The organism is Pseudobythopirellula maris (assembly GCF_007859945.1).
Lineage (GTDB): Bacteria > Planctomycetota > Planctomycetia > Pirellulales > Lacipirellulaceae > Pseudobythopirellula > Pseudobythopirellula maris.
The window spans coordinates 820345-841272 of record NZ_SJPQ01000003.1 but is presented as its reverse complement, the minus strand read 5'-3'; the positions used below and the strand labels follow the sequence as shown (position 1 = coordinate 841272).

Annotated in this window: 17 protein-coding genes; 5 read left to right on the top strand and 12 right to left on the bottom strand. The window is 66.5% G+C overall.

Features of this window, described 5'->3' with window-relative positions:
• The first annotated feature begins 160 nt into the window (after positions 1 to 160).
• Together Mal64_RS16085 and Mal64_RS16080 are read left to right on the top strand one after the other, a co-directional pair.
• Positions 161 to 1552 carry a cytochrome c peroxidase gene (locus Mal64_RS16085; protein ID WP_146402096.1) on the top strand — a complete coding sequence of 464 codons (1392 nt, stop codon included), beginning with the start codon at positions 161 to 163 and terminating at the stop codon, positions 1550 to 1552.
• Between the two features lie 288 nt (positions 1553 to 1840).
• Positions 1841 to 2995: a toxin-antitoxin system YwqK family antitoxin gene (locus tag Mal64_RS16080; protein WP_197525820.1), complete on the top strand. Its 1155-nt coding sequence runs from the start codon at positions 1841 to 1843 to the stop codon at positions 2993 to 2995.
• A 139-nt stretch (positions 2996 to 3134) separates the two neighbouring features.
• Here the strand turns inward: Mal64_RS16080 and Mal64_RS16075 are convergent, their stop codons facing one another.
• The 6 genes from Mal64_RS16075 to Mal64_RS16050 all read right to left on the bottom strand — a co-directional run bounded on the left by Mal64_RS16075 (position 3135) and on the right by Mal64_RS16050 (position 11627).
• On the bottom strand, positions 3135 to 3737 hold the full coding sequence (locus Mal64_RS16075) for a CHRD domain-containing protein (RefSeq protein WP_146402092.1): 603 nt from the start codon (positions 3735 to 3737) through the stop codon (positions 3135 to 3137).
• On the bottom strand, positions 3734 to 5116 hold the full coding sequence (locus tag Mal64_RS16070) for a hypothetical protein (RefSeq protein WP_146402090.1): 1383 nt from the start codon (positions 5114 to 5116) through the stop codon (positions 3734 to 3736). The genes Mal64_RS16075 and Mal64_RS16070 overlap by 4 nt, the downstream gene beginning before the upstream one ends.
• A 682-nt stretch (positions 5117 to 5798) precedes the next feature.
• Positions 5799 to 6413 (bottom strand): inorganic pyrophosphatase, encoded by a 615-nt coding sequence (locus tag Mal64_RS16065; RefSeq protein ID WP_146402088.1) that lies wholly within the window; start codon positions 6411 to 6413, stop codon positions 5799 to 5801.
• A gap of 111 nt (positions 6414 to 6524) precedes the next feature.
• Complete coding sequence (locus tag Mal64_RS16060) at positions 6525 to 7856, bottom strand: 6-phosphofructokinase (RefSeq protein WP_146402086.1); 1332 nt, start codon at positions 7854 to 7856, stop codon at positions 6525 to 6527.
• A 250-nt stretch (positions 7857 to 8106) separates the two neighbouring features.
• Positions 8107 to 10698 carry an ATP-dependent Clp protease ATP-binding subunit gene (locus tag Mal64_RS16055; RefSeq protein ID WP_146402084.1) on the bottom strand — a complete coding sequence of 864 codons (2592 nt, stop codon included), beginning with the start codon at positions 10696 to 10698 and terminating at the stop codon, positions 8107 to 8109.
• A 161-nt stretch (positions 10699 to 10859) separates the two neighbouring features.
• Positions 10860 to 11627, bottom strand: a complete 768-nt coding sequence (locus Mal64_RS16050; RefSeq protein WP_146402082.1) for a tetratricopeptide repeat protein — start codon at positions 11625 to 11627, stop codon at positions 10860 to 10862.
• A gap of 339 nt (positions 11628 to 11966) precedes the next feature.
• Between Mal64_RS16050 and Mal64_RS16045 the strand changes: the two genes are divergently transcribed.
• From Mal64_RS16045 to ruvX, 3 genes are read left to right on the top strand one after another with little or no spacing between them, the layout of a single operon-like run.
• Positions 11967 to 13049, top strand: coding sequence for a thiamine phosphate synthase (locus tag Mal64_RS16045; protein ID WP_146402080.1), 1083 nt, complete (start codon positions 11967 to 11969; stop codon positions 13047 to 13049).
• 49 nt (positions 13050 to 13098) lie between these two features.
• Positions 13099 to 14187 (top strand): mannose-1-phosphate guanylyltransferase, encoded by a 1089-nt coding sequence (locus tag Mal64_RS16040; RefSeq protein ID WP_146402078.1) that lies wholly within the window; start codon positions 13099 to 13101, stop codon positions 14185 to 14187.
• 43 nt (positions 14188 to 14230) lie between these two features.
• Entirely contained in the window at positions 14231 to 14722 is a 492-nt protein-coding gene (ruvX, locus tag Mal64_RS16035) for a Holliday junction resolvase RuvX (protein WP_146402076.1), read from the top strand.
• Positions 14723 to 14778: 56 nt separating this feature from the next.
• Here the strand turns inward: ruvX and rimK are convergent, their stop codons facing one another.
• The 6 genes from rimK to Mal64_RS16005 all read right to left on the bottom strand — a co-directional run bounded on the left by rimK (position 14779) and on the right by Mal64_RS16005 (position 20917).
• Positions 14779 to 15999: a 30S ribosomal protein S6--L-glutamate ligase gene (gene rimK / locus Mal64_RS16030; RefSeq protein WP_146402074.1), complete on the bottom strand. Its 1221-nt coding sequence runs from the start codon at positions 15997 to 15999 to the stop codon at positions 14779 to 14781.
• Positions 16000 to 16029: 30 nt separating this feature from the next.
• Positions 16030 to 16557 carry an ATP-dependent zinc protease family protein gene (locus tag Mal64_RS16025; protein ID WP_146402072.1) on the bottom strand — a complete coding sequence of 176 codons (528 nt, stop codon included), beginning with the start codon at positions 16555 to 16557 and terminating at the stop codon, positions 16030 to 16032.
• A 165-nt stretch (positions 16558 to 16722) separates the two neighbouring features.
• Entirely contained in the window at positions 16723 to 18309 is a 1587-nt protein-coding gene (locus Mal64_RS16020; RefSeq protein WP_146402070.1) for a DUF1559 family PulG-like putative transporter, read from the bottom strand.
• 102 nt (positions 18310 to 18411) lie between these two features.
• The gene (locus tag Mal64_RS16015) at positions 18412 to 19878 is read right to left on the bottom strand and encodes a hypothetical protein (protein WP_146402068.1); all 1467 of its coding nucleotides are present in this window, start codon (positions 19876 to 19878) and stop codon (positions 18412 to 18414) included.
• Complete coding sequence (locus tag Mal64_RS16010; RefSeq protein WP_146402066.1) at positions 19875 to 20438, bottom strand: hypothetical protein; 564 nt, start codon at positions 20436 to 20438, stop codon at positions 19875 to 19877. The genes Mal64_RS16015 and Mal64_RS16010 overlap by 4 nt, the downstream gene beginning before the upstream one ends.
• Positions 20423 to 20917: an RNA polymerase sigma factor gene (locus Mal64_RS16005; RefSeq protein ID WP_146402064.1), complete on the bottom strand. Its 495-nt coding sequence runs from the start codon at positions 20915 to 20917 to the stop codon at positions 20423 to 20425. Before Mal64_RS16005 ends, Mal64_RS16010 begins: the two co-directional genes overlap by 16 nt.
• Positions 20918 to 20928: the final 11 nt, after the last annotated feature.

The window sequence follows — 20928 nt, the reverse complement described above, 5'->3', positions numbered from 1 at the left end:
TCGACAGCCGCTTGTAGGCAGTTTTTTGTGATTTCTCAAACACCCAGCCGGCGCCAAGCCTGAGCCTGCGGGGTTGAGAGCTTGTCGGGCCAAGGGAGGCGGCCGGCGGGGCTTCGTTGGAAGTCGGGGGGCAACGCAACAGAGCAACACGAGGCACATCATGCGAAGCGCGATCACTCGCGTCACGGCGGGGATTGTATGCCTATCGCCGGGCGTTGTTGTCGCGGCGGCGCCCGGCGTTCCGTCGCTGAGCGACACGCCGGCCGGCTACGTCGCCTACGCCGTCGACGACTTGCCGCAATGGTTTCAGACGCCGATCATCGAAGGCTTCGACAACACCCCCGCTGACAACCCGATCACCGACGCCGGGGCCGAGCTCGGTCGGGTTCTTTTCTACGACCAGCGTCTCAGCCACAACGACGGGACCTCGTGCGCGAGTTGTCACTCGCAGTCGACCGGCTTCACCGACACGGCCGAGCTGAGCGAGGGGTTCGAGGGAGGCCTCACCGGACGGCATTCGATGTCGCTCGCCAACGCCCGCTACTACGAGCCGGGCCGGTTTTTCTGGGACGAGCGGGCCGCCACGCTCGAAGATCAGGTGCTCATGCCGATCCAAGACGCGGTGGAAATGGGCTCCGATTTGGATGAACTCGTCGACGAGCTGCAAGCGACCGACTACTACCCGGTGTTGTTCGAGCGGGCGTTCGGCGACTCGGCCGTCACGAGCGACCGCATGGCGGAGGCGATGGCGCAGTTTGTTCGTGCGATGGCGAGCTACCAGTCGGAATACGACCAGGCGCTCGCCGCCCGCACGGCGCCGGGGCCCAACGCCGACCCCAATTTTGCGGCGGTCGATACGATCGAAAACCCGGCGCTCGCCACGGAGGGCCACGCCCTGTTCGCCGCCGACTGCGCGAACTGCCACCGCACCAACGCCCAGGTGACCGACAAGGCGCACAACATCGGCCTCGACGAGACCAACACGGACGCGGGGGCGGGCGCCGGTAGGTTCAAAGTCCCTTCGTTGCGAAACGCCGCCGAACGCGGCCGCTACATGCACGACGGCCGGTTCGAGTCGCTCGAAGAGGTGGTCGAACACTACAGCAGCGGTGTGGCGGACAACCCGAACCTGAGCGTTGGCCTCACGGCGGGAGGCTTCGGCTACTCGGCCGATGAGCAGGCCGCCCTGGTCGCGTTCCTCGAGACGCTGTCCGACGAGGCGTTCCTCACGTCGACGCTCTTCTCCGATCCGTTCGTCACGCTGCCGGGCGACTACAACGGCGACGGGGTGGTCGACCTCGATGACTACACGGCGTGGGGCGACGCCTACGGCGACAGCTCGGAGGGCCTCAGTGGCCCGCTCTTTGCGGACGGCAACGGCGATGGGGTGGTCGACGCCGCTGACTTCACGTTGTGGCGCGACAACCTAGGGCGCCGCTGGGACGACGGCCTTTCACTCTCCGCGACGGCAGCCGTGCCGGAGCCACGGGCCCTGATCATGGTCACCGCGTTAGGGGCTATGCTCGCCGCCAGCCGCTGGCGCCGGGGCTGATGAGCTGCGCCGGGCCTGAGAAGCTGTGCCGGTTGGTCTGGTGGTGCAGGTCCTGCCGCCGGAGACCGCTTGTCTTGAGCGCTGTGTCGCCGAAACGTCGCGAATAATCCGTGCAGCCGCTCCGATACCACTCATAGCGTGCGTCTGGCCGCAACCGTCCGCACCTTGCGAGGCGGCCCACGACCGATGTGTGCACCGCCTACGCGACGCTCACACCGCAGCATGTTCGAGGCTCCAAGAGGCCGACAAGGATGTCCGCCCCTTCCCCCCGGTTCAAGGATGGATGACATGAAAAGCCCCCAAAGGAACAAAGCACGCCTCGCGGCGGGTGTTTGCACTCTCCTGCTGACCCCCCTCGCTCATGCCGAGAGCCCCGTGCTCACTTCGGTGCTGAACGAGCCGGCCGAGGCGGGCGTGGTCTACGTGAGCGACGAGCCCACACTCGCCGCGGCGGCGAGCGCCCCGGGACGCGTGGAGATCATCCGCGAGCGCTTCCCGGACGGCAAGGTCTCGGTCGAACGCGAGGTGACGCTCGACGAGAACGAGAACTACGTCAACCACGGCGAGTGGCGGATGTTCGACCGGCAGGGCAATGTCTCGGCCGAAGGACGCTACCACTACGGCAAGCGTGTCGGACCGTGGCAGCGCTGGCACAACGCGAGCACCTCGAAGACCGTCAAGTCATTCCCCTTCAATCGGTTCAAGGGGCCCTTCCTGTCACAAGCCACCTACACGGACGGCGTGCTCGACGGCGCTTGGATCATCCTCGACGCCGACAACCGCAAGGTGATGCAGGTCTCGATCGAAGACGGCAAGCGTCACGACGTGACGATCACCTGGTCGCCGGGCGGCGACATCATCCGCCAGCAAGCCTACGAGCACGGCGTGCCGGTGGGCGATGTGCTGGAGCTGCGCGGCGGCGCCAAGGAGATGGAGCGCATCGCCACTTACCTGGACGGACGCAAGCTCGTTGAGAAGAAGGCCAACCACCCGCGCACCCGCAACAAGAAGCTGGTGGAGAGCTACCTCGAGCCGAAGACCGTGCTGAAGAACGCCGACGACTTTTGGACGCTCACCTTCGCCGAGTACGAGCTGCAAGGCGAGGCGGTCCGCCATGGCTTGTCGCAACACTGGCACCCCAATGGTCAGCTCGAGCAGCAAGGCGAGTACCGCATGGGCGAGAAAGTCGGCCGCTTCACCTACTGGCACGCCAACGGACAGAAACGCTCCGAAGGCGCCTACGCCGACGACAAGCAAGACGGCGCCTGGGTCTGGTGGCACGCCAATGGCCAGAAGGCCGCCATCGGTCACTACGCCGGCGGCGAGCTGGTCGACCGCTGGCGCTGGTGGGGTGAAAACGGCCAACTCGCCAAGCAGAAGGCGTACGGCGACAGCACGATCTCGGTCGCCGAACGCGACGCCCCTCGGCTGAACCTTTACTGAGCCTCTAGGCTGATGAACCAGAAACGAGAAAGGCCCCGAGCGACTGCTCGGGGCCTTTCTTTTTTGACGACGCCCTGCGGCCTCGGTGCGAGCCGGTCGGTCCCGCCGCCACGCTCGGGGGGCGGCGACAGGCTCGCCGCTAGCCGTTGCGACCGGCTCCCCGCGACCGAGCGGGCCCTCCGATCCCCAGCAGCAGGAGGCACATCACCGCCAACCCCGCCGGCTCGGGGACGACGGTGGGCAGCCCCAGGTTGCCGCGGATCTCGCCGGTCCCGAATTGCTCGGTGTGGTAATTCACGTAGGCGAGACCGTCCGTCATGATCTGCAAGATATCGCTCGGCAGCAGGTCGCCGCTCGGCTGAGTCAGCGTGACGAGCTCAAAGGTCTCCCTGTACGAACCGGTCTGCAGGTCCAAGCCCACGGGCGGATCGGGCGGGCCGAAGGTCTCGATCACGTGCTGCGGGTTGCTCTGGTCCGGGGTCGCCGGTCCGTGCATGTGCAGCTTGGTGAGGTCCGTCAGCAGCCCGTCCCAAGTGTAGGAAACGGTCATCAGGTTGGTGGCCGGGTCGTACAAGGCGTAGCCGCCGCCGGTGGCCGGGCTGTCGGTCGACCCGTCGCCGAAGCCCGAGTTCTTGACCAGCGACTCGTCCGCGTTCCATGTCCATTTCAGCTGCTGCGCATGAGCCGCGCAGGGGGTCGCGACGCCGAGCAGCAGAACAAGCGATTTAACGGTCCGATTCATTGTGGGGATCGTCCTAAGGTGAGTCGTCTATCAGACACAGCGGCTAGCAAGCCGAGCAGAATCAATGCGTAGGTGGTCGGTTCGGGGGCCTGGATCGCGCTGGGCGTCGCCGTGGCGGCGGTGTAGGCGTCTCTCCACACGGTGAAGTCCGCGGCGTCGACCACGCCGTCGCCGTTGCCGTCGACGTACGGCGAAGCCGAGCCGTAGTGCGAAGCCCAGGTGTCGTAGTCGAGCGTGTCGACCTGTCCGTCGAGGTTGTAGTCGCCCACCGGGTGCGTGTTGAGCATCGACGAGTCGAAACGCCACAGGCCCCGCTTCGTGTCGCTTGCCAGCACTTGGTCCCAGCCGAGGAAGGGGTAAACGCTGCGCACGCCGGTCAGGCTCGTCGGCGCGCCCGACCCCACGATGGTGTAGTAGCCCGCCCGCTGCATGCCGCTCTCTTCGGTATTGTCGAGATCGACGACTTGCAGCCCGCCTTGGCTCCACGCCACGTAAGCGAGTGAGCCGACAACCGCGACCTCGGAGGTGCTGTAGCTGTTGAACCCCATGTCGCCCGCGCTCTGCGAATCGAGGAGCGTGGGCGTCGAGGCGATGTCCCACAGGCTGAGTTCACCGCCGGGCTCGTGGTGGGTCACCACCAGCTTGTCGCCGTTGGCGGTGGGCCAGACCGAGGAGGTCGCTGCGCCCGTGGGCGCCGCGACTTGCAGGAGCGGCTCGGTGGCGCCCACGCCCGCCACGTCGTAGACGTACGATCCGCCGCCGGCGCCCGCCACGTACAGGCGATCGCCCTGCAGAGTCGCGTCGTGAAGCCCGATGGGGTCATTGGTGTCGATGCTCCGCACGAGGCTCGGTGACGCGGGCACGGAAACGTCGAACACACGGATCTCGGAAGAGGTCGTGCTGACCTGGTACAAGTAGCCGCCGCCCACGGCCGCGTTCTTGGTGCTGGGGAATCCTCCCTGGGCGGCGCCGATGCGAGTCAGCAGCGCCGGCGCCGACGCCGCCGACAGGTCAACGATGTCGGTGCCGCTGCCGCCGGAGAAGTACCCGATACCGTTGTCGACCTTGACGTCTTGAAAGTCGGCGTGGCCCGCCGGTGCGTAGGCGGTTACGAACTCGGGGTTCTTCAGCACGCCGCTCTCGTAGGCGCCCGTGTCGAGATTGATCACCGCGACGCCCGACCCAACCGTCCCCAGATAGGCCAGATTTCCCTCGGCCCAAACGTCGGTGTACTCCTCGGCGCCCGAGTCGCCAAACGGGGCCAGCCAGCCATTAAAGCCGAGCGTCACCGCCTCATCGATCACGTGCGCAGCCGCCTGCCCGGCGGCGGCGCCGAGCAGCAAAACAGCGAGCAGGATGATCGAAAAGCAGAAACGCATGGTCTGTTCCGCAGCTTGGGCGTTCCAACGGGACCATCCACGGTAACACGCTGAGCGGGCTCCAGCGAGCCGATAAGACGGCTGCTATCAAGCCGCCAGCCGACCGCCAATCTCTCGCACGCGTACAGCTCGAAGAGCGGCGCCCCCCTGCGGAGGTGGCGCCCGGCCCGAGCAAACGCCCGCAGCCCGGTAGGCCTTTTGATGTCGCTGAAATAAGAGCCGGCGCGCGGGCTCCGCAGCTTCTTACCGCCTTCCCGAAGAGCGAGACAGGCAAAGCGAGACCGGCCAAAAAGCCAAGCCAATGAAAAACGGGCGCGACCTAAGTCGGCGCCCGCGGCGATGCAATTGACACAAGCTATTGCCAGTTAGGCATTTAGGCAAAACAGCTCGTGGCCCAAAAATGAGTTATGCGCGCTTGGCCAAAAGCGATTGTCGAAATTAGGTGAAAGCGACGCTACAAAGATAATTGGGCGCCGCAGGGGGGCGTTTTCAACCAGGTCGACTGCGTTCTAGCAGTGGTATCCGTCAGCTCGCGGCGCATCGCTGCGTTTTTCGGCCGATTCCCTAGCGGGAAACGGCCGTCAACAATCCAGCGAAACGCCACGAGGCAAGCTTCTGAACTATTCTTGGCCAGTGCTTTCCCACGGCGCCGAAACGGCAGCTAGCCGGACCCATGCCGCGATCAATCGCCGTGCACGTCTTCGTAGTCGGCGATCGCCGCCTCGATCACCTTCATGGCGTGCTCACGGCCGTAGGTGCGGTCGATCTTCACGCCGGTCGCCTCTTCGGGCGTCAGCGCCTTGTAGATGCTGAAGTAATGCCTGAGGCGGTCGACCAGCACCTTGGGCAGCTCGGTGATGTCGTTCACTCCGCCCCACATGGCGTCGTTGTCGAGCACGCCGATGATCTTGTCGTCCGCCTCACCGCCGTCGAGCATCGGCAGGCCGCCCACCACGCGGGCGTTGAGGATGATCTCCGGATTGGTGATCGGCCGCTCGCTGATCACGCAGATGTCGAGCGGGTCGCCGTCGCCAGCCGCGGCGTCGGGCATCAGCGCCTGCACCCGATTGCCGCAGAAGGTCCGCGGGATGAACCCGTACAGCGTGGGCGAGAAGGCCGACGTGCGGTTCGGGCGGTCGACGCGCAGGTAGCCCGTTTGCTTGTCGAGCTCGTACTTCACACGGTCGAACGGAGTGAGCTCGATGTAGGCGTGTACGACCTTGGGCGGATCGGGGCCGAGGTCGAGCCCGTGCCAGGGGTGCGGGCGCCAGCGGAAGAACGGTTGGGGGAAGCTCATCGGTAGGAACGCCCCTTTGGGGAACGCAGAGCGGAGGGAAGGTAGGGAAAGCTATTCGCTGTTAGCATTTGGCAGTTGACGAACGGCTAAGAGCCAACAGCCTCACTGGCGTCAGCCCGCGATGTCTTCTTCGTTGACGTAGGTTTCCAGGAAGCGGGTGAGAGACTGGAAGTCGCTCTCGGGCTCGATGTAGCGGACCACGGTGACCAGCGTCTGCGGGTCGACCAGCTCGTCGAACGGCACGTAGAGCAATTGCAGCTGGCCTTCGACCGAAACCATCACGCCGTTCAGCCCGTTCTCGACCAACGCCCGGTAGGCGCCCACGCCGAGCTGCGAGCCGAGCATCACGTCGAAGGCGTGCGGCGGGGTGCAGCGGGCCTCGTAGCCGAGCTGCACCGGTTTGACGTCGCGTTTCTTGCCGGTCTGACGCTTGTACTCTTCGGCGATCAGCTTGCTGAACAACGCGTGCAGGTTGACGGCCGAGATCTGGATGTGGCCGTGGTCGTCGCGGCCGACGCCCTTGATGTACTCGTACGGCAGCAGCTCGGCGAGGCCCTCGGCCACGACGATCACGCCGTAAGTCTTGCCCTCTTTCTCGCGGGTGGTCATCGTCAGCACGACGCGACGCATGACCTCCTGCATGTTCATGACCTCGCGGGTCTCCTTCTCGCCCGTGACCGGGTTGTCGACCTCCTCGGTGGTGCGGTACTTGCCGGCGATGTCTTCGACCGAGACAACCAGGCTCGCCTCGCCGGCGATCGCCACGCCGTAGGCCAGCCAGCCCGCGCTGCGGCCCATGCTCTCGGCGAGGAAGTAGCAGCGGTTGGCCTCGGCGTCGGCCAGCAGGTTGCGGACCTCGCGGGCCAGGAAGTCGACGGCCGTGAAGTAGCCGAACGTGAAGTCGATGCCGCAGTAGTCGTTGTCGATCGTCTTGGGCAGGTGGACCACGGGGATCTTGTGCGATCCTTCGGGCAGGCGGTCCTGGTACATCTTGATCTTGTTGGCGGTCTTGAGCGTGTCGTCGCCGCCGATCGAGATCAGGGCGTCGACACCGATCGAGCTCAGGCCCTCGTAAACGTTCTTCAGGGGCGCCGAACGCTCGGGGTCTTCGAGGTGCTCGGGGGCCGAGACCAGCTTGCCGGGGTTCGCGCGGGCGGTGCCGATGATGATGCCCGCCCGGTTGCGGGTGCGGCTGAGCATCTTGTGATCGATCATCACGTAATCCTCGCCCTCGACGAGCGGCTTCTCGGGCGAGTAGTCGATCAGGCTCGAGTAGCCGTGCTTGACGCCCACCACCTCGATGCCGTTGCGCAAGAACGACACGGCGGCCGCCGAGATCACCGCGTTGGCGCCCGGGGCCGGGCCGCCGGCGAACAGGATGGCGACACGCTTGAAGCTGGTGTCGTGCTTGGCGGGACGGTCGAGCGTGCTCTTCTTTGCCATGGCGGGGATCGTGCTACCGGTAGGAGGGATGGCGGGTGCGTGAACGTGCCGCCGCGGCGAAGCAAAGCCGCCGCGGGGACCGCATTCTAGCCGCCTCTTGGCGGGGCGCTTAGGGGCCGCCGGCGGAGGCCCCGCGAGCCAGCGCAGGGGCGTGCTCGGGCCGAGACCGGCGGTGCGGGCGCACGAAAAAACGGGCCGCCCTGGTGGGGGCGGCCCGTTGCGGGGTTGTGAAGATTTCGGGTGCGGGGGCTCAGTCTTGGTCTTCGCCCGGCGCCTCGCTGGGGGCGTCGTCCTCGGCGCCCACGGCGGCGCCGACCGGCTCGGCCGGCTCCTCGGTCTTGGTCACGAGGCCCTCGAAAACAAGCTGTTTCTTGTCGCCGACCTCTTTGACCTCCACGCGGATCGTGTCCTTGCCGGCGAACTCGCCCTTGAGCAGCTCTTCGGCCAGCGGGTCCTCGATGAAGGTCTCGATCGCGCGACGCAACGGCCTGGCGCCGTAGTCCGTGTTCGAACCCTTCTTCACGAGGAACGCCTTCGCCTCCTCGGTGAGGTCGAGCGTGAAGCCCTTCTCGGCGAGCCGCTCGCGGACCTTCGACACTTCGAGTCCGACCACGTGCTTGAGGTTTTCCTCGGTGAGGTGGCGGAAGACGATCACGTCGTTCACGCGGTTGATGAACTCGGGGCGGAAGACCTTCTCGATCTCGTCCATCACCCGGCTCTTCATGCCGTCGTAGCTGGCGTCGTCGTCCGGCTTGGCGAAGCCGAAGGCCGACTCGTTCTTGATGGCGTCGGCGCCCGCGTTCGTGGTCATGATCACGATCGTGTTGCGGAAGTCGACGCTGCGGCCGAAGGAGTCGGTCAGGCGACCTTCCTCCATGAGCTGCAGGAGCATGTTGAAGACCTCGGGGTGGGCCTTCTCGATCTCGTCGAGCAGCACGACGGCGTAGGGGCGGCGGCGGATCTGCTCGGTGAGCTGACCCCCCTCTTCGTAGCCGACGTAGCCGGGGGGCGCGCCGATCAGGCGGCTGACGTTGTGCTTCTCCATGTACTCGGACATGTCGATCTGGATCAGCGCCTCTTCGTCGCCGAACATGAACTCGGCGAGCGCCTTGGCCAACAGCGTTTTGCCGACGCCCGTCGGGCCGGCGAACACGAAGGTGCCCGTGGGCCGCTTCGGGTCTTGCAGGCCGCTGCGGCTGCGACGCACGGCGCGGGCGATCGCCTTGATCGCCTCGTCCTGGCTGATGACCTTCTTGTGGAGCTCCTCCTCCATGCGCATCAGGCGCAGGGAGTCCTCGGTGCTCATCCGCGTGAGCGGGATGCCGGTCATCTTCGAGACCACCTCGGCGATGACGTCTTCGTCGACGACGCCGCCATTCTCACGCGACTTTTCGCGCCACTCCTTGGTGATGGTCTGCTTCTTCTTCTTGAGCTTGTCGGCCTGGTCGCGCAGGGCGGCGGCCTTCTCGAAGTCTTGATTGGCGACCGCCTCTTCCTTGTCGCGGTTGAGCGCCTCGACCTCGTCGTCGAGGTCCTTGAGGTTCGGCGGCTTGGACATCGACTTGAGCCGCACCCGGGCGCCCGCCTCGTCGATCACGTCGATCGCCTTGTCGGGCAGGCAGCGGCCGGTGATGTAGCGGTCGGAGAACTCCACGGCCGAGTCGATCGCGTCGTCCGTGATCTGCACCCGGTGGTGCTCCTCGTAACGGTCGCGGAGGCCCTTGAGGATCTCCTTGGTGTCTTCCGGGCTCGTGGGCTCGACCATCACCTCTTGGAAGCGACGGGCCAGGGCCGAGTCCTTCTCGATGTACTTGCGGTACTCGTCGAGCGTCGTGGCGCCGATGCACTGGATCTCGCCGCGGGCCAAGGCCGGTTTGAGCACGTTGCTCGCGTCGATCGCGCCCTCGGCGCCGCCGGCGCCGACCAGGGTGTGCAGCTCGTCGATGAACAGGATCGTGTTCTTGGCGCGGCGGACCTCGTTCATCACCGCCTTGATCCGCTCCTCGAACTGGCCGCGGTACTTGGTGCCGGCGACCATCATCGCCAGGTCAAGGACCACGATGCGGCGCTCGAGCAGCAACTCGGGGACGTCGCCATCGACGACGCGTTGGGCGAAGCCCTCCACGATGGCGGTCTTGCCGACGCCCGCCTCGCCGAGCAGAACCGGGTTGTTCTTTGTGCGGCGGCAGAGGACCTGGATCGCGCGTTCGATCTCCTTGGCGCGGCCGATCACCGGGTCGAGCTTCTTCTGCTTGGCGAGCTCGGTGAGGTCGCGGCCGAAGCTGTCGAGCGCCGGGGTCTTGCTGCGCGAGCCCTTGCGGCCGCTGCGCTCGCCCGAATCTTCGTCGTCCTCGGCCGTGGCGCCGCCACGCCCGCCGCGTTCGGTTCCCTCGCCGCCCTCGATGCCGTGGCCGAGAAGGTTGAGGACTTCCTCGCGGACCTCCTCGAGCTTGAGACCGAGGTTCATGAGCACCTGGGCGGCGACGCCCTCTTGCTCACGCAGCAGGCCGAGCAGGATGTGCTCGGTGCCGACGTAGTTGTGGTTGAGGTTGCGGGCCTCTTCCATCGAGTACTCGATGACCTTCTTGGCCCGCGGGGTCTGGGGCAGTTTGCCCATCGTGACCATGTCGGGGCCGCTCTGGACGAGCTTCTCGACCTCGAGGCGGATCTTGCGGAGATCGACGTCGAGGTTCTTCAGCACGTTGGCCGCGACGCCGCTGCCCTCTTTGATGAGGCCCAGCAGCACGTGCTCGGTGCCGATGTACTCGTGGTTGAAGCGCTGCGCCTCCTGATTGGCGAGCTGCATCACCTTGCGGGCGCGGTCGGTGAATCGTTCGTACATGGTTGCCTTTCCGGGGCTTCTCTGTCGGAGGCGATCGTTCTCGCAAGCGAAAAGGACGCGGTGCGTTCTTTACGCGACGAGGGCGGCCGTGGTTTCTTCTATTCTAGGCTTTTGGTCGTTCGGCAACCACGAATCGGCTTGTCGAACGGCCTTGTGGGTCGTCAGGCGGCTTCGGCGCCGCGTGGCGGTGGTTCTTTTCGAGGGGCGGGCTCGGCGCCCACGATCCTCAGCTGGTGTCGGGTCTCGGTAGTGAGTTGGACGGTCTCGGGAGTCTCGATCGAGGTTTCGTCGGTCGCGAGGGCTGGCCCGGCCGACGATTCAATTTCTTGGGGGTCGCTGGTTGATTCCTCGAGCCGCTCGAGCTCTCGGCCGATCTCGAACGCCCACTGCTGGGCGTCGTCGAATCGGCTGGTGTGTTGGAGTTGTCGTTTCGCCTCTTCGTCCCGTCCGACGCGCCGCAACACCGATGCCCGCAGCAGCTGGGCCTCAACGTCGTGACGGTCGGCGTGGAGCAGCCGGTCAACGGCGGACAATGCCGCCAACCAGTCGCCCCGTAAGTAGCGCTTTTGCGACTCGCAAAGCAAGTCGTCAAGCTCCGCCTGACGCGCTACCTGCCGGGTGTCTTCGGGCGTTGGCACACCCGATTCTTCGGCCTCACGTCGCTGGGCGACTCGCCGCAATTCGCCGCGGGTCTCCCACAGAGCGGCGACCCACAACAGACCAACGATGAGTCCACACCCAAGCTTAAGTCGTGGCTCGAGCCATGCAGGCCAAACCCAAGTCGAAATAATCAGCAAATTCAGCAGCACCCCGAATCCTACCGCTAGCGCCAGACCGGCCCAAGCCCCGCTGTGCCACAAGTGGGCGAGCCCGGGCCACAGGTAGGCGGCCCAGTGCGAACGGCGTTTGGTGCGGCGTGGTGTCGGCACGATTGGTGTGACTGGAGCGCTGAAAGTGAATAACTAGTGCAATCTTGGGGCCACTCGCGGCGCCCACTCCGAACTAAGAGCGGCGAGGACAGCGACGAGCTACCGCGCGGAGTGTATCGCCACCCCAGGTGCGCCACAAGACAAACGCTGCTATCATCTAGGCTTACGTCGCCTGCGGAGTCCTGCGGCGGCGCCTGCTGAGATCGGATAACCGTATTCCGGATCGGCACACGGCGAGCCAATCGTCGCCGATCCCATTTTTCCTTGAAACGCCGATTTGGCATGCCGCCCCGCAGTTTGGCAGCCCCGTCGGACCAGGTGTCTAGCCGGCTCTTAGAGATGAGCGACCATTCCCCTACGAATCCCGACTCGGTTGGCGCCCTTAGGGCGATCGACGCCTCGTTGAATCGTGCTGCTGAAGGGCTGCGGGTGGTGGAAGATTACGCCCGCTTCGTCCTGGACGATGGCTTGCTCACGGCTTTCGCCAAGCGGCTCCGCCACGAGCTCGCCGATGCTAGCAGCGGTTTGCCCGGCGATTCTCTCGTTAAGGCGCGTGAGACACAGCGTGATGTCGGCGCCTCGATCTCGACCGAGGCCGAGGGCCAGCGCGGCGACGCATGGATGGTGGCTCTGGCGAGCCTCAAACGCGTGCAGCAGTCGCTCCGCAGCCTCGAAGAGTACAGCAAGATAGGCGGCGCAGACGTTGCCGGCCGTTTCGAGACGCTCCGCTACGAGTCTTACACCCTAGAGAAGGCTTTAGCCGCGACCCGCTCAGCGATCGAGCGGTTCGACGGCGTGCGGCTGTACGTGCTGGTGGGGGCGTGTGGCGACGCTAGGGAATTCGAGAGTCTGGTCGTCGCCCTCATGGCCGGTGGAGCTCAAGCCCTGCAGCTGCGCGACAAGCAGGCTGACGATCGCACGCTCCTGGCCCGCGCCCGGGCCTTGGTCGCACTCACGCGGCAGGCGGGCGTGCTGGCGATTGTGAACGACCGGCCCGACCTGGCGACGCTCGCTCGTGCCGACGGGGTTCATGTGGGGCAGACAGAGCTCGGCGTCAAAGAGGCACGCACGATTGTCGGACCCAACGCCTTGGTGGGGGTCTCTACCCACACGATCGAGCAGGCCCGCGCGGCGGTGCTCGACGGCGCCGACTACATCGGCTGCGGCCCGACGTTCCCGTCACAAACCAAGTCGTTCGACGCGTTCGCGGGGCTGGCATTCCTCGAGCAGGTGGCCGCCGAAGTCCGCCTGCCCGCCTTCGCCATTGGCGGGGTCGACGCCGCGAACCTTCCGCAGGTGCTCCAAACGGGCTGCAGCCGAGTCGCCGTCAGCGCCGCGGTCGCACAGGCCGCAGACCCCGGGGCGGCCGCCAAGCTGCTCGCCAAGGCGCTGACCCCCGACAACGCGGCCGCCGCAAGCTAGGATTCGGCGACGCTCTATTCCCCCACGCCTTCCGCATATCTCCATCGAAATGCTCCACGCGATCATCATGGCCGGCGGCTCCGGCACCCGCTTCTGGCCCGCCAGCCGGGCCGCTACGCCTAAGCAACTCCTCACGCTCGTGGGGGACCGGTCGATGATCGCCCAGACGGCTGATCGGTTCGGCGAGCTAGCGCCACCTGAGCGGCGGATGGTCGTGACCAACCGCCGGCTCGTGGACGCCGTGCGTGAGCAGCTGCCCAACCTGCCGGCCGCCTCGGTCGTCGGCGAGCCGTGCAAACGCGACACGGCGCCTTGCATCGGCTTGGCGGCCTTGCTGGTGACGCGCGTCTCGGGCGATCCGGACGCGACGATGCTCGTCTGCCCCGCCGACCACGTGATCCCCGACACCGCGGCTTTCCAGGCCGCCGCCCGCCAAGCCGAGCGGCTCGTCGACGAGAGCCCTGGCCGCATCGTCACGTTCGGCATCAAACCGACCTACCCGGCCGAGATTTTTGGTTACATCCAAAGAGCCGCCCCGCTGAAAGGCGCCGTCGGAGACGCCCCGGCGTACCAGGTCGAACGTTTCGTCGAAAAGCCCAACGCAGAGAAGGCGGCTGAGTACGTTGCGGGCGGCGACTTCTATTGGAACAGCGGCATCTTCGTCTGGAAAGCGAAAACGATCCTCGACGCCCTCGGCGAGCGCCAGCCGAAGATGCTCGCGCACCTCGAGAAGATCGTCGACGCCTGGGGCACGGCCGACCACGAGGCGGTGTTCGACCGTGAGTTTGCCGCGATCGAGGGGATCAGCGTCGACTACGCCGTCATGGAGCACGCCACGGACGTGGCCGTCGTCGAGGCGCCGTTCGAGTGGGACGACCTGGGTGGCTGGCAGTCGCTGCCGCGCCGCCTGGGCGAGGACGCCGAGGGGAACACGATCGTCGGCAAGCATCTGGGCGTCCGCACCGAAGGGACCATCGTGCGATCGACCGACGACCACTTGGTCGTGACGCTCGGCCTGAAGGACACGATCGTGGTCCACACGCCCGACGCCACGCTCGTGGCGAACAAGCACGACGAGGAAGCGATCCGCGAGGTCGTGAAGCGGCTCGGCGAGATGGGCTGGGACGAGCACCTTTAGAATTTCCTCCCCTCCCCACGAGGGGGAGGCGGGACGAAGAAATATGAACGAAGCCTCTTCCGACAATCCGGCCCCCCCTGCCCTGCCCCAGCGTGGCCGCATCGCGGGGATCGACTACGGCACGGTGCGCATCGGCGTCGCGATCGGCGACCTCGAGGTGCGCATGGCCTCGCCGCTGGAGAACTACAACCGCCGCAGCGAGGCGCTCGACGCGAAGTACTTCAAGCAGTTGGCCCAGGAGGAGCGGCTGGTGCGTTGGGTTGTCGGCCTGCCGGTCCACCTCGACGGCGGCGAGAGCCAGAAGTCGCAGGAGGCGCGGCGGTTCGCTAATTGGCTCACCGACGAGACGGGCGTGCCGCACGAGTTCTTCGACGAGCGGTACACCTCGGCGCAGGCCGAGGAGGTGCTGCTCGCTGCCGGCCTCACCAGCAAGCGCCGCAAGGCGCGGCTCGACGCCCTGGCGGCGCAGATCATGCTGACCGCTTACTTAGAATCGGGCGCCAAGGGGCAGGACGATCCGGGCGGGATCGACTGAACTGGGGTTCGTGAGCCGGCGGTGCGTCGCTTGCTTCGTTCAAACCGTGGCCGGACTCAATTGGTCGCGTCGCTCACAGCCGCTTCCTCCACCCAGTCGTTTTCGGGCAGCTCCTTGATCTTCGGGCGACGCTTCTTGCGGATCTTTTCGGGGATCAGCTCGCGCATCGCCTCGAGCTTGCCGAAGCAGAGCAGCCGGTCGCCCGGCTCAAGCGACCTCTTGAGCCGCGGGTTGGGGATCACGCTCGTGCCGCGGTAGAGGGTGAGCACGTTGATGTCGCGGTCCGGCAGGCCCGACTCGTCGATCGTCTTGCCGACGTAGTCCGAGCCCTCGGGGATGTGCAGCTCCGTGACGCCGTAGCCGCGGCTCACGGTGAGCCGCTGGCGGATGTCGACCTCGGCGAAGTTGACCTGGGCGGCGATGTAATCGACGATCGCCCCGGCGATGTCGAGCTGCGAGCACTCCTCGATCCCCTGCAAGCCGGGCGAGGAGTTAACCTCCATGACCTGCGGCCCGTCGTTGGCTTCGAGCATGTCGACGCCGGCCACACGGAGGCCCATCACTTGCGCGGCCCGCACGGCGGTCTCGGCCATCTTCTCGTCGAGCTCGACCGGCTCGGTGAGCCCGCCGCGGTGGACGTTGCTGCGGAACTCGTTGCCCTGGGCCACGCGCCGCATGGCGGCCACGACGCGGTCGCCGACGACCAAGGCCCGCACGTCGCGGCCGCGGCTCTCGGCGACGAACTTCTGCACGAGCACGTTCTGCTGCGTGCTGTTGAGGGTCTCGATGATCGCCTCGGCCACCTTGACCGAGTCGGCGAGGATGACGCCCACGCCCTGCGTGCCCTCGATCAGCTTGATGACGACCGGCGCGCCGCCCACCCGCTCGATCGCCGCCAGGATGTCCTTGCGGTCGCGGACGAACGTGGTCGGCGGGATGCCCAGCTGGTGCCGGCTCAGCACTTGCAGGCAACGCAGCTTGTCGCGCGAGTTGGCGATCGCCATCGACGAGTTCGCGCAGAACACGTCCATCTGCTCGAACTGCCGCACCACCGCCGTGCCGTAGTAGGTGATCGACGAGCCGATGCGCGGCAGCACCGCGTCATAGTGGGCTAAGCTTTTCGAGCGGTAGTAGAGGTCGGGGTCGCCCTCCTCCAGATCGATCGAGAACTTGAGCGTGTCGAGCACGCGGGTCTCGTGGCCGCGTCGCTCGGCCGCCTCACGCAAGCGGCGCGTGCTGTAACAGTTCGCGTTGCGCGAAAGAATGCAGAGTTTCATCGGGGGGGCCGCCTGGGGGGGAGTTGTGCGTTACGTGGGGTCGCCCGACGCGCCGGGAGAGCCCGGGGCGCTGGGGGGCTGGACGCTTCGCCGGGCGCGACGCTTTCTCGCGTGGCGGCGGGCGGCGAACGAGTCGTCCGGGTCGATCAGAAACCTGCCCCGCAAAGCCTCGCGACCGAGCAGCATGCGGAAACCCATCTCGTCGCGATTGGCCAGCGTGAGCTCGATCGGATAGCGGCGGCCGTAGAGGTCGAGCTCGGCCACAATCACCGGGCGCACGCTCTCGTGCCCCGAGGAACTACGCACCGACCGCTGCTCGTGGATCGGACAATCGCACTCGATTGTCACCGCCTCGCTCCGCTGAGCTGGGTGAACGGTGAACCGCACCCACGGCTCGCCGTCACGCTCGTACAGCTCGATGTCGAACGCGTGGAGCGACGAGGTGCGAGCGCCGGAGTCGATCTTCGCCTTGATCCGTTTCACGCCCAGACCCGGCAGCGAGACCACCTCGCGCCAGCCAAGCACCGGCTTCTTCGGCGTCTTTCCGGTGTCTTTCATCGAGGGCCGTGTGTGGGGGCTGTGGCGGGGCAGCCTCCTGCGTCCGGGGCGCCTACGGGGAAATGTACCCGTCGGCCCCGGTGGGGGAAACGGCTGGCGACTGAACTGCCGCGGAAGAAACCTCCCCCCAACACCCTCGTTCGCCCAGAATTCCCCTGACTACGCTCACCACTTCTTGCGATCGATATGTTCCTCGCCCTGGTGGGTGAGCACCTTCTTGAACTCCTCCGGATCGATCGTCAGCAGGGTCGCCCGGGCGCTGCCGTCGGTGTAGCCCGAGACGAACGCCTCGCGCAACGGGCGGCGCAGTTTGGCGATCGGGTCGGCGGGGTCGAACTCCCAGTCCTGCGGCTTGGTCCACGGCACGGCGTGTTCGGGCGCCGTTTCGACGGTGAGCAACGTGTGCGCCGTGCCATCGGTGAAAGTCGGGAACTTGGGGCCTTCGGTAAAGTAGACCGACAGACCCCCTCCCGCGTTGGTTTTGAGCGTGGGTCGTGTCGGGTCGGTCCTAAGCGGTGCGCCCTCGCCGTCGGCGACCTGGATACAGGTGAGCCCCTCAGCCGTGAGGTCGGGGCGGCCAGGCTCGGCGAAGACGGGCGGCGTTTCTTTCAGCAGCGCCAGGTTGTGCTCGCTGTCCCACGGCTCGTCGAGCCGGAACCGCTGGTAGAGTTTCTCCTCTCCGAGGTAGGGCAAAACCGCCACACGCCAGCTGAGGAGCGGCTCGCCCCCTTCCGAGCGGACCGCGTCGACCGTGGGAAAGCAGCCGTTCACATCGTAGAAATTGTGGAACGTTAGGTTGATCTGTTTCATTGTGTTCATGCGTCGATAACGGTCGCCGTTGGCGCCATAATACTTGACCAGCCAGCCGGCGAACTTGGCCGCGGCGGCGTCGTTCTCAGAGATTGACGCCACGACGCCCTCTTCGGAGGCCTCCGGGCGGAGGGCGTCGATCGCGCCGCGGGCGTCGTCCGCTGCCTCCGGAAGTTTGCTCGCCAGCCAATCGGAGGCGACCACGAGCAACGCGTCGGCCGCGCCGTGGATCGCGTTGGCGGCGGCTTGGCCGCGGGTCGCAATGCGGGCCTCGACGCCGAGCGGCGCCGAGGTCACCCGGCCGATGGCGTGCGTCACGTCGTCGGCGAGCAGGTCACCCGTCAACGTGTCGAACGGCGAGGGGAGCGGCGGCATCAGCTCACGCAGCACGCGGCGATTGTCCTTGCCGGGCGCCACAACCACCGTCAGCAGCCCGTCGTCCGCCATGCGGAGCGGGCCGAGGAGGTCGTCGCGCTGGACGGGACGGAGATCGCGGTAGGACTCGATTTTTTCTTTGGGGCCGAGCAGCACCGCGTTCGTCCCGACGACCGAAATGGATATGTCTGAGGCGTGCGGCCACAAGGCCTCGCGCACCGCCGTCCCGCTGAGGGCGGGGTCGCGTCCCTCGCCGAGTTCAACCAGCACCACGGGACCGTCGCCCAAGAGAAACTCGCCGGCACGGAAAAGCACCGTGGCCCGCTCGCCGCCGGCGGCGTGGAGTTTCTCGAGCGGCTGCAACAACGACGTTAGAGCGTGTCCACCGGTGCGGTCGCCGACGTCCGAGAGGGCGAGCATCCGCTCGGCGGCGGCCCGTGGCTTGTCGCCCAGTTGGACGCGGGCGACGAGCAGCGTCTCTTGGTCGACGAGTGATTCAAGGGACGATTCTGCCTGGGCCGCGCCGGCCGTAACGATCAGCAACAGGGCGAGTGGGATGATTCGCATGGTGAGATCACTTCCGTAGTACGAAGAGAATTGAATAAATGCGATGAAGCGAGCTTGGCTGACGCCCTCCGGCGCCTAAGGGTTTCTTGCGGACCAACGCGATCACTCCCGCAGCGTGATCGTGTACTCTTCCGCCGGAGCTCCATAACCGCCGTACTCCTCGACCGAGATGACTGCCGAGCCCTCACTCAGTTGGTAGTCGAACGGCTCGCCGGTGGCGGGGTTCTCGGGAACCGGGACCACGCTTACCTCGTCGAGCGAGTCGGGCAGCGAGCCGGTTTCGGCGGCGTGCATCCTGAGCGCCTCGATCAGCCGCAGCACCGCCAGCCGACGCGCGGTTCGCACTTCGACCGTTCTGGCCGCCGTCGAAGCGGGCAGCAAGAGAGAGGCGACAGGCAGCACCTCGCGGTCGGGGTTATCAGGCTGAGTGCAGTTGTAGAGCAACTCCTCGGCCGCCCTGGCAAGCGGCAGCGCCTCGCTCGACGGGACGAGCCACGGCTTGAGCGCCGCGTCGGCGAGCCGCTGGTAAACCCTGGCCGAGTAGATGGCGATCACCTGGCCGATCGGCATCGCCTCGACCCGATTGGCGTCGAACCCCCAGTCGACGAGCCGACGCTTCGCGTGGGTGTAGCCCGCCGTGCCGGCCAAGAGCGGAGAGAACTCTTCCAGCGGCCGCCGAAAGAGCCCCTCGCCCGACACGCTGACGAGCGTGACACACGCCTCGCGGAACAGACGGTTCCACTCCTCCGGCGCCCGCACGGCGGTCTCGGCGTTCTCAATAAGCGGCAGCACCCGCGGGCCGAGGGTCAGCCCGAACCGCATTGTCTCCCGCATTGGCACGAGCGGGTCGGGCAGCTCGCTGAGCGCCCAGTAGAGGTTCGGTGAATCGGGAGCAGCGATCAGCTCGGTCGCTGCGTCGAAGTTGATGCCTGCGATCGCCCCGCCAACGAGGCCGCAGACGATAAACGGCGCATCGCCCGTGTCGCGGGCCATGTGGAAACCGATGCGGAGCAAACGGACCGCGTCGTCATATCGCCCCTCAGCGATCGCCAGCCGTGTCTGGATTGCGAGTAAGCGGGCCGCGCCGCGTTGGTATTGGAGTTCGGGAAGCATGTACTGAATCGTTTCCTCTCCCCTGAGAGAGGCTTGATCGACGCCCCACACGCACTCGCGGCAGCGGGCGGCGGGCTCGAGGAAAGCTCGCACCGATTGCTCAAACCAGCTTGCCGCCACCCTCATGTCATCGAGCGGCAGCTTTTCAATCGGTGTGCCCCGCAAAGAGTACCAACCATCAAAGGCCTCTCCGTAAAGATCGCGGCCGCTCTTGGAGGTAGCGTCCACCGAATCAAATGTGTGCAGCCGGTAGTAGTGCAGCGCCGCGTTGCCGGCAACAGTCTCCAGCACCGGGGTCACCAAGCGTGGCGCCATGGTCTCCGCCGCCGGGCTGACGGTCAGTCGGTAGTGGGCGACTCTGTCATCGTCCTCCTCGAACTCGACGCCCCCCCAGGCGGGGCACGCCACTAGGCAGACCGACAGGCAAAGCAGCGAAATGTATCGGGCGGGTCTCATACGATCGGCTCCTCGGTGAGGCGATGGGTCTTGCGTCGGCGGGCTTCGGCGTCGTCGGCGCGGGCTTTCGAATCGCCCGTCTCTTCCTGCAGCGATTTCATCAACTCGTACGCCGTTACTGGCTTTGGGGGCGTCGAGACGGCGTGGGTCGGCTGGCTGTACTCCAGGGCGTGGAGCGTGGCGGGAGAAACCATTAGCCGCGAACGCCGCAACGTGGCGAAGTCGTTCCGCCAAGCCGTCGGCGCGGGGCTGGGCGTAACCTCTTGTTCGAGTTCGGCTGCCACATCCGCTGCTGTGGCGACCACAGCCTCGGGCGCCCGCTGCGGTGGGGGCGCCGTTGGCGTGAGCATGACCGCCAGGCAAGCCGCCGTCGCGACGAGCGTCGCCGCGGGCCACGCCCGGTTGCGCAGCACGGTCGGCCGGCTCGCCTCGGCCAGACCGGCCGCCCGACCCGCCTCGAACATCAGCCGGTCGCGGTCGACGACAATCGGCGCGGGCGCGGCGCTCGCAAGCAAGTGTTCAATCTCTTCAGAAGAGTCGTGGTTCATTCGGTCGGACATGGCTTGCCGAGTCGTTGTTGGAGTTGCAGTAACGCTTGTTCGTAACGCCGCTGGGCGGTGGCCGTCGCGACGCCGACCGTGCGGCCGATCTCGGCGAACGTCAGGCCGCCCCACACACGCAGCACGATGATCTCGCGCAGGTCGCCCGGCAGTTTTTCAATCAAGTCGGCCGCTTCGACGCCCCTCGCCGCTGCGCATCCGCCCTCGCCGGTCGGCCGCAGCCGGTCGCGGAGCGAGCGCTCCTCGCGGTCGCGACGCCGCCGGGCGCCGCGGGCAGCGTTGAGCGCCCGCCGCTTCGTGACCCGAAACAACCAAGCCACCGGCGATTCGGGCGCCGCCCCCTGGCGGGCCAGCTCGATCAGCGCCTCCTGCACGCAGTCGTCCGGCTCGTCGGTCCACTGTGCGGCGTACAGCGCAAGGGCCGATCCATGCTCGTCGAGCATCCGGGCGATCAGCTGCTCGTCGGGCGGCGGTGGCATGCACTTGGGGG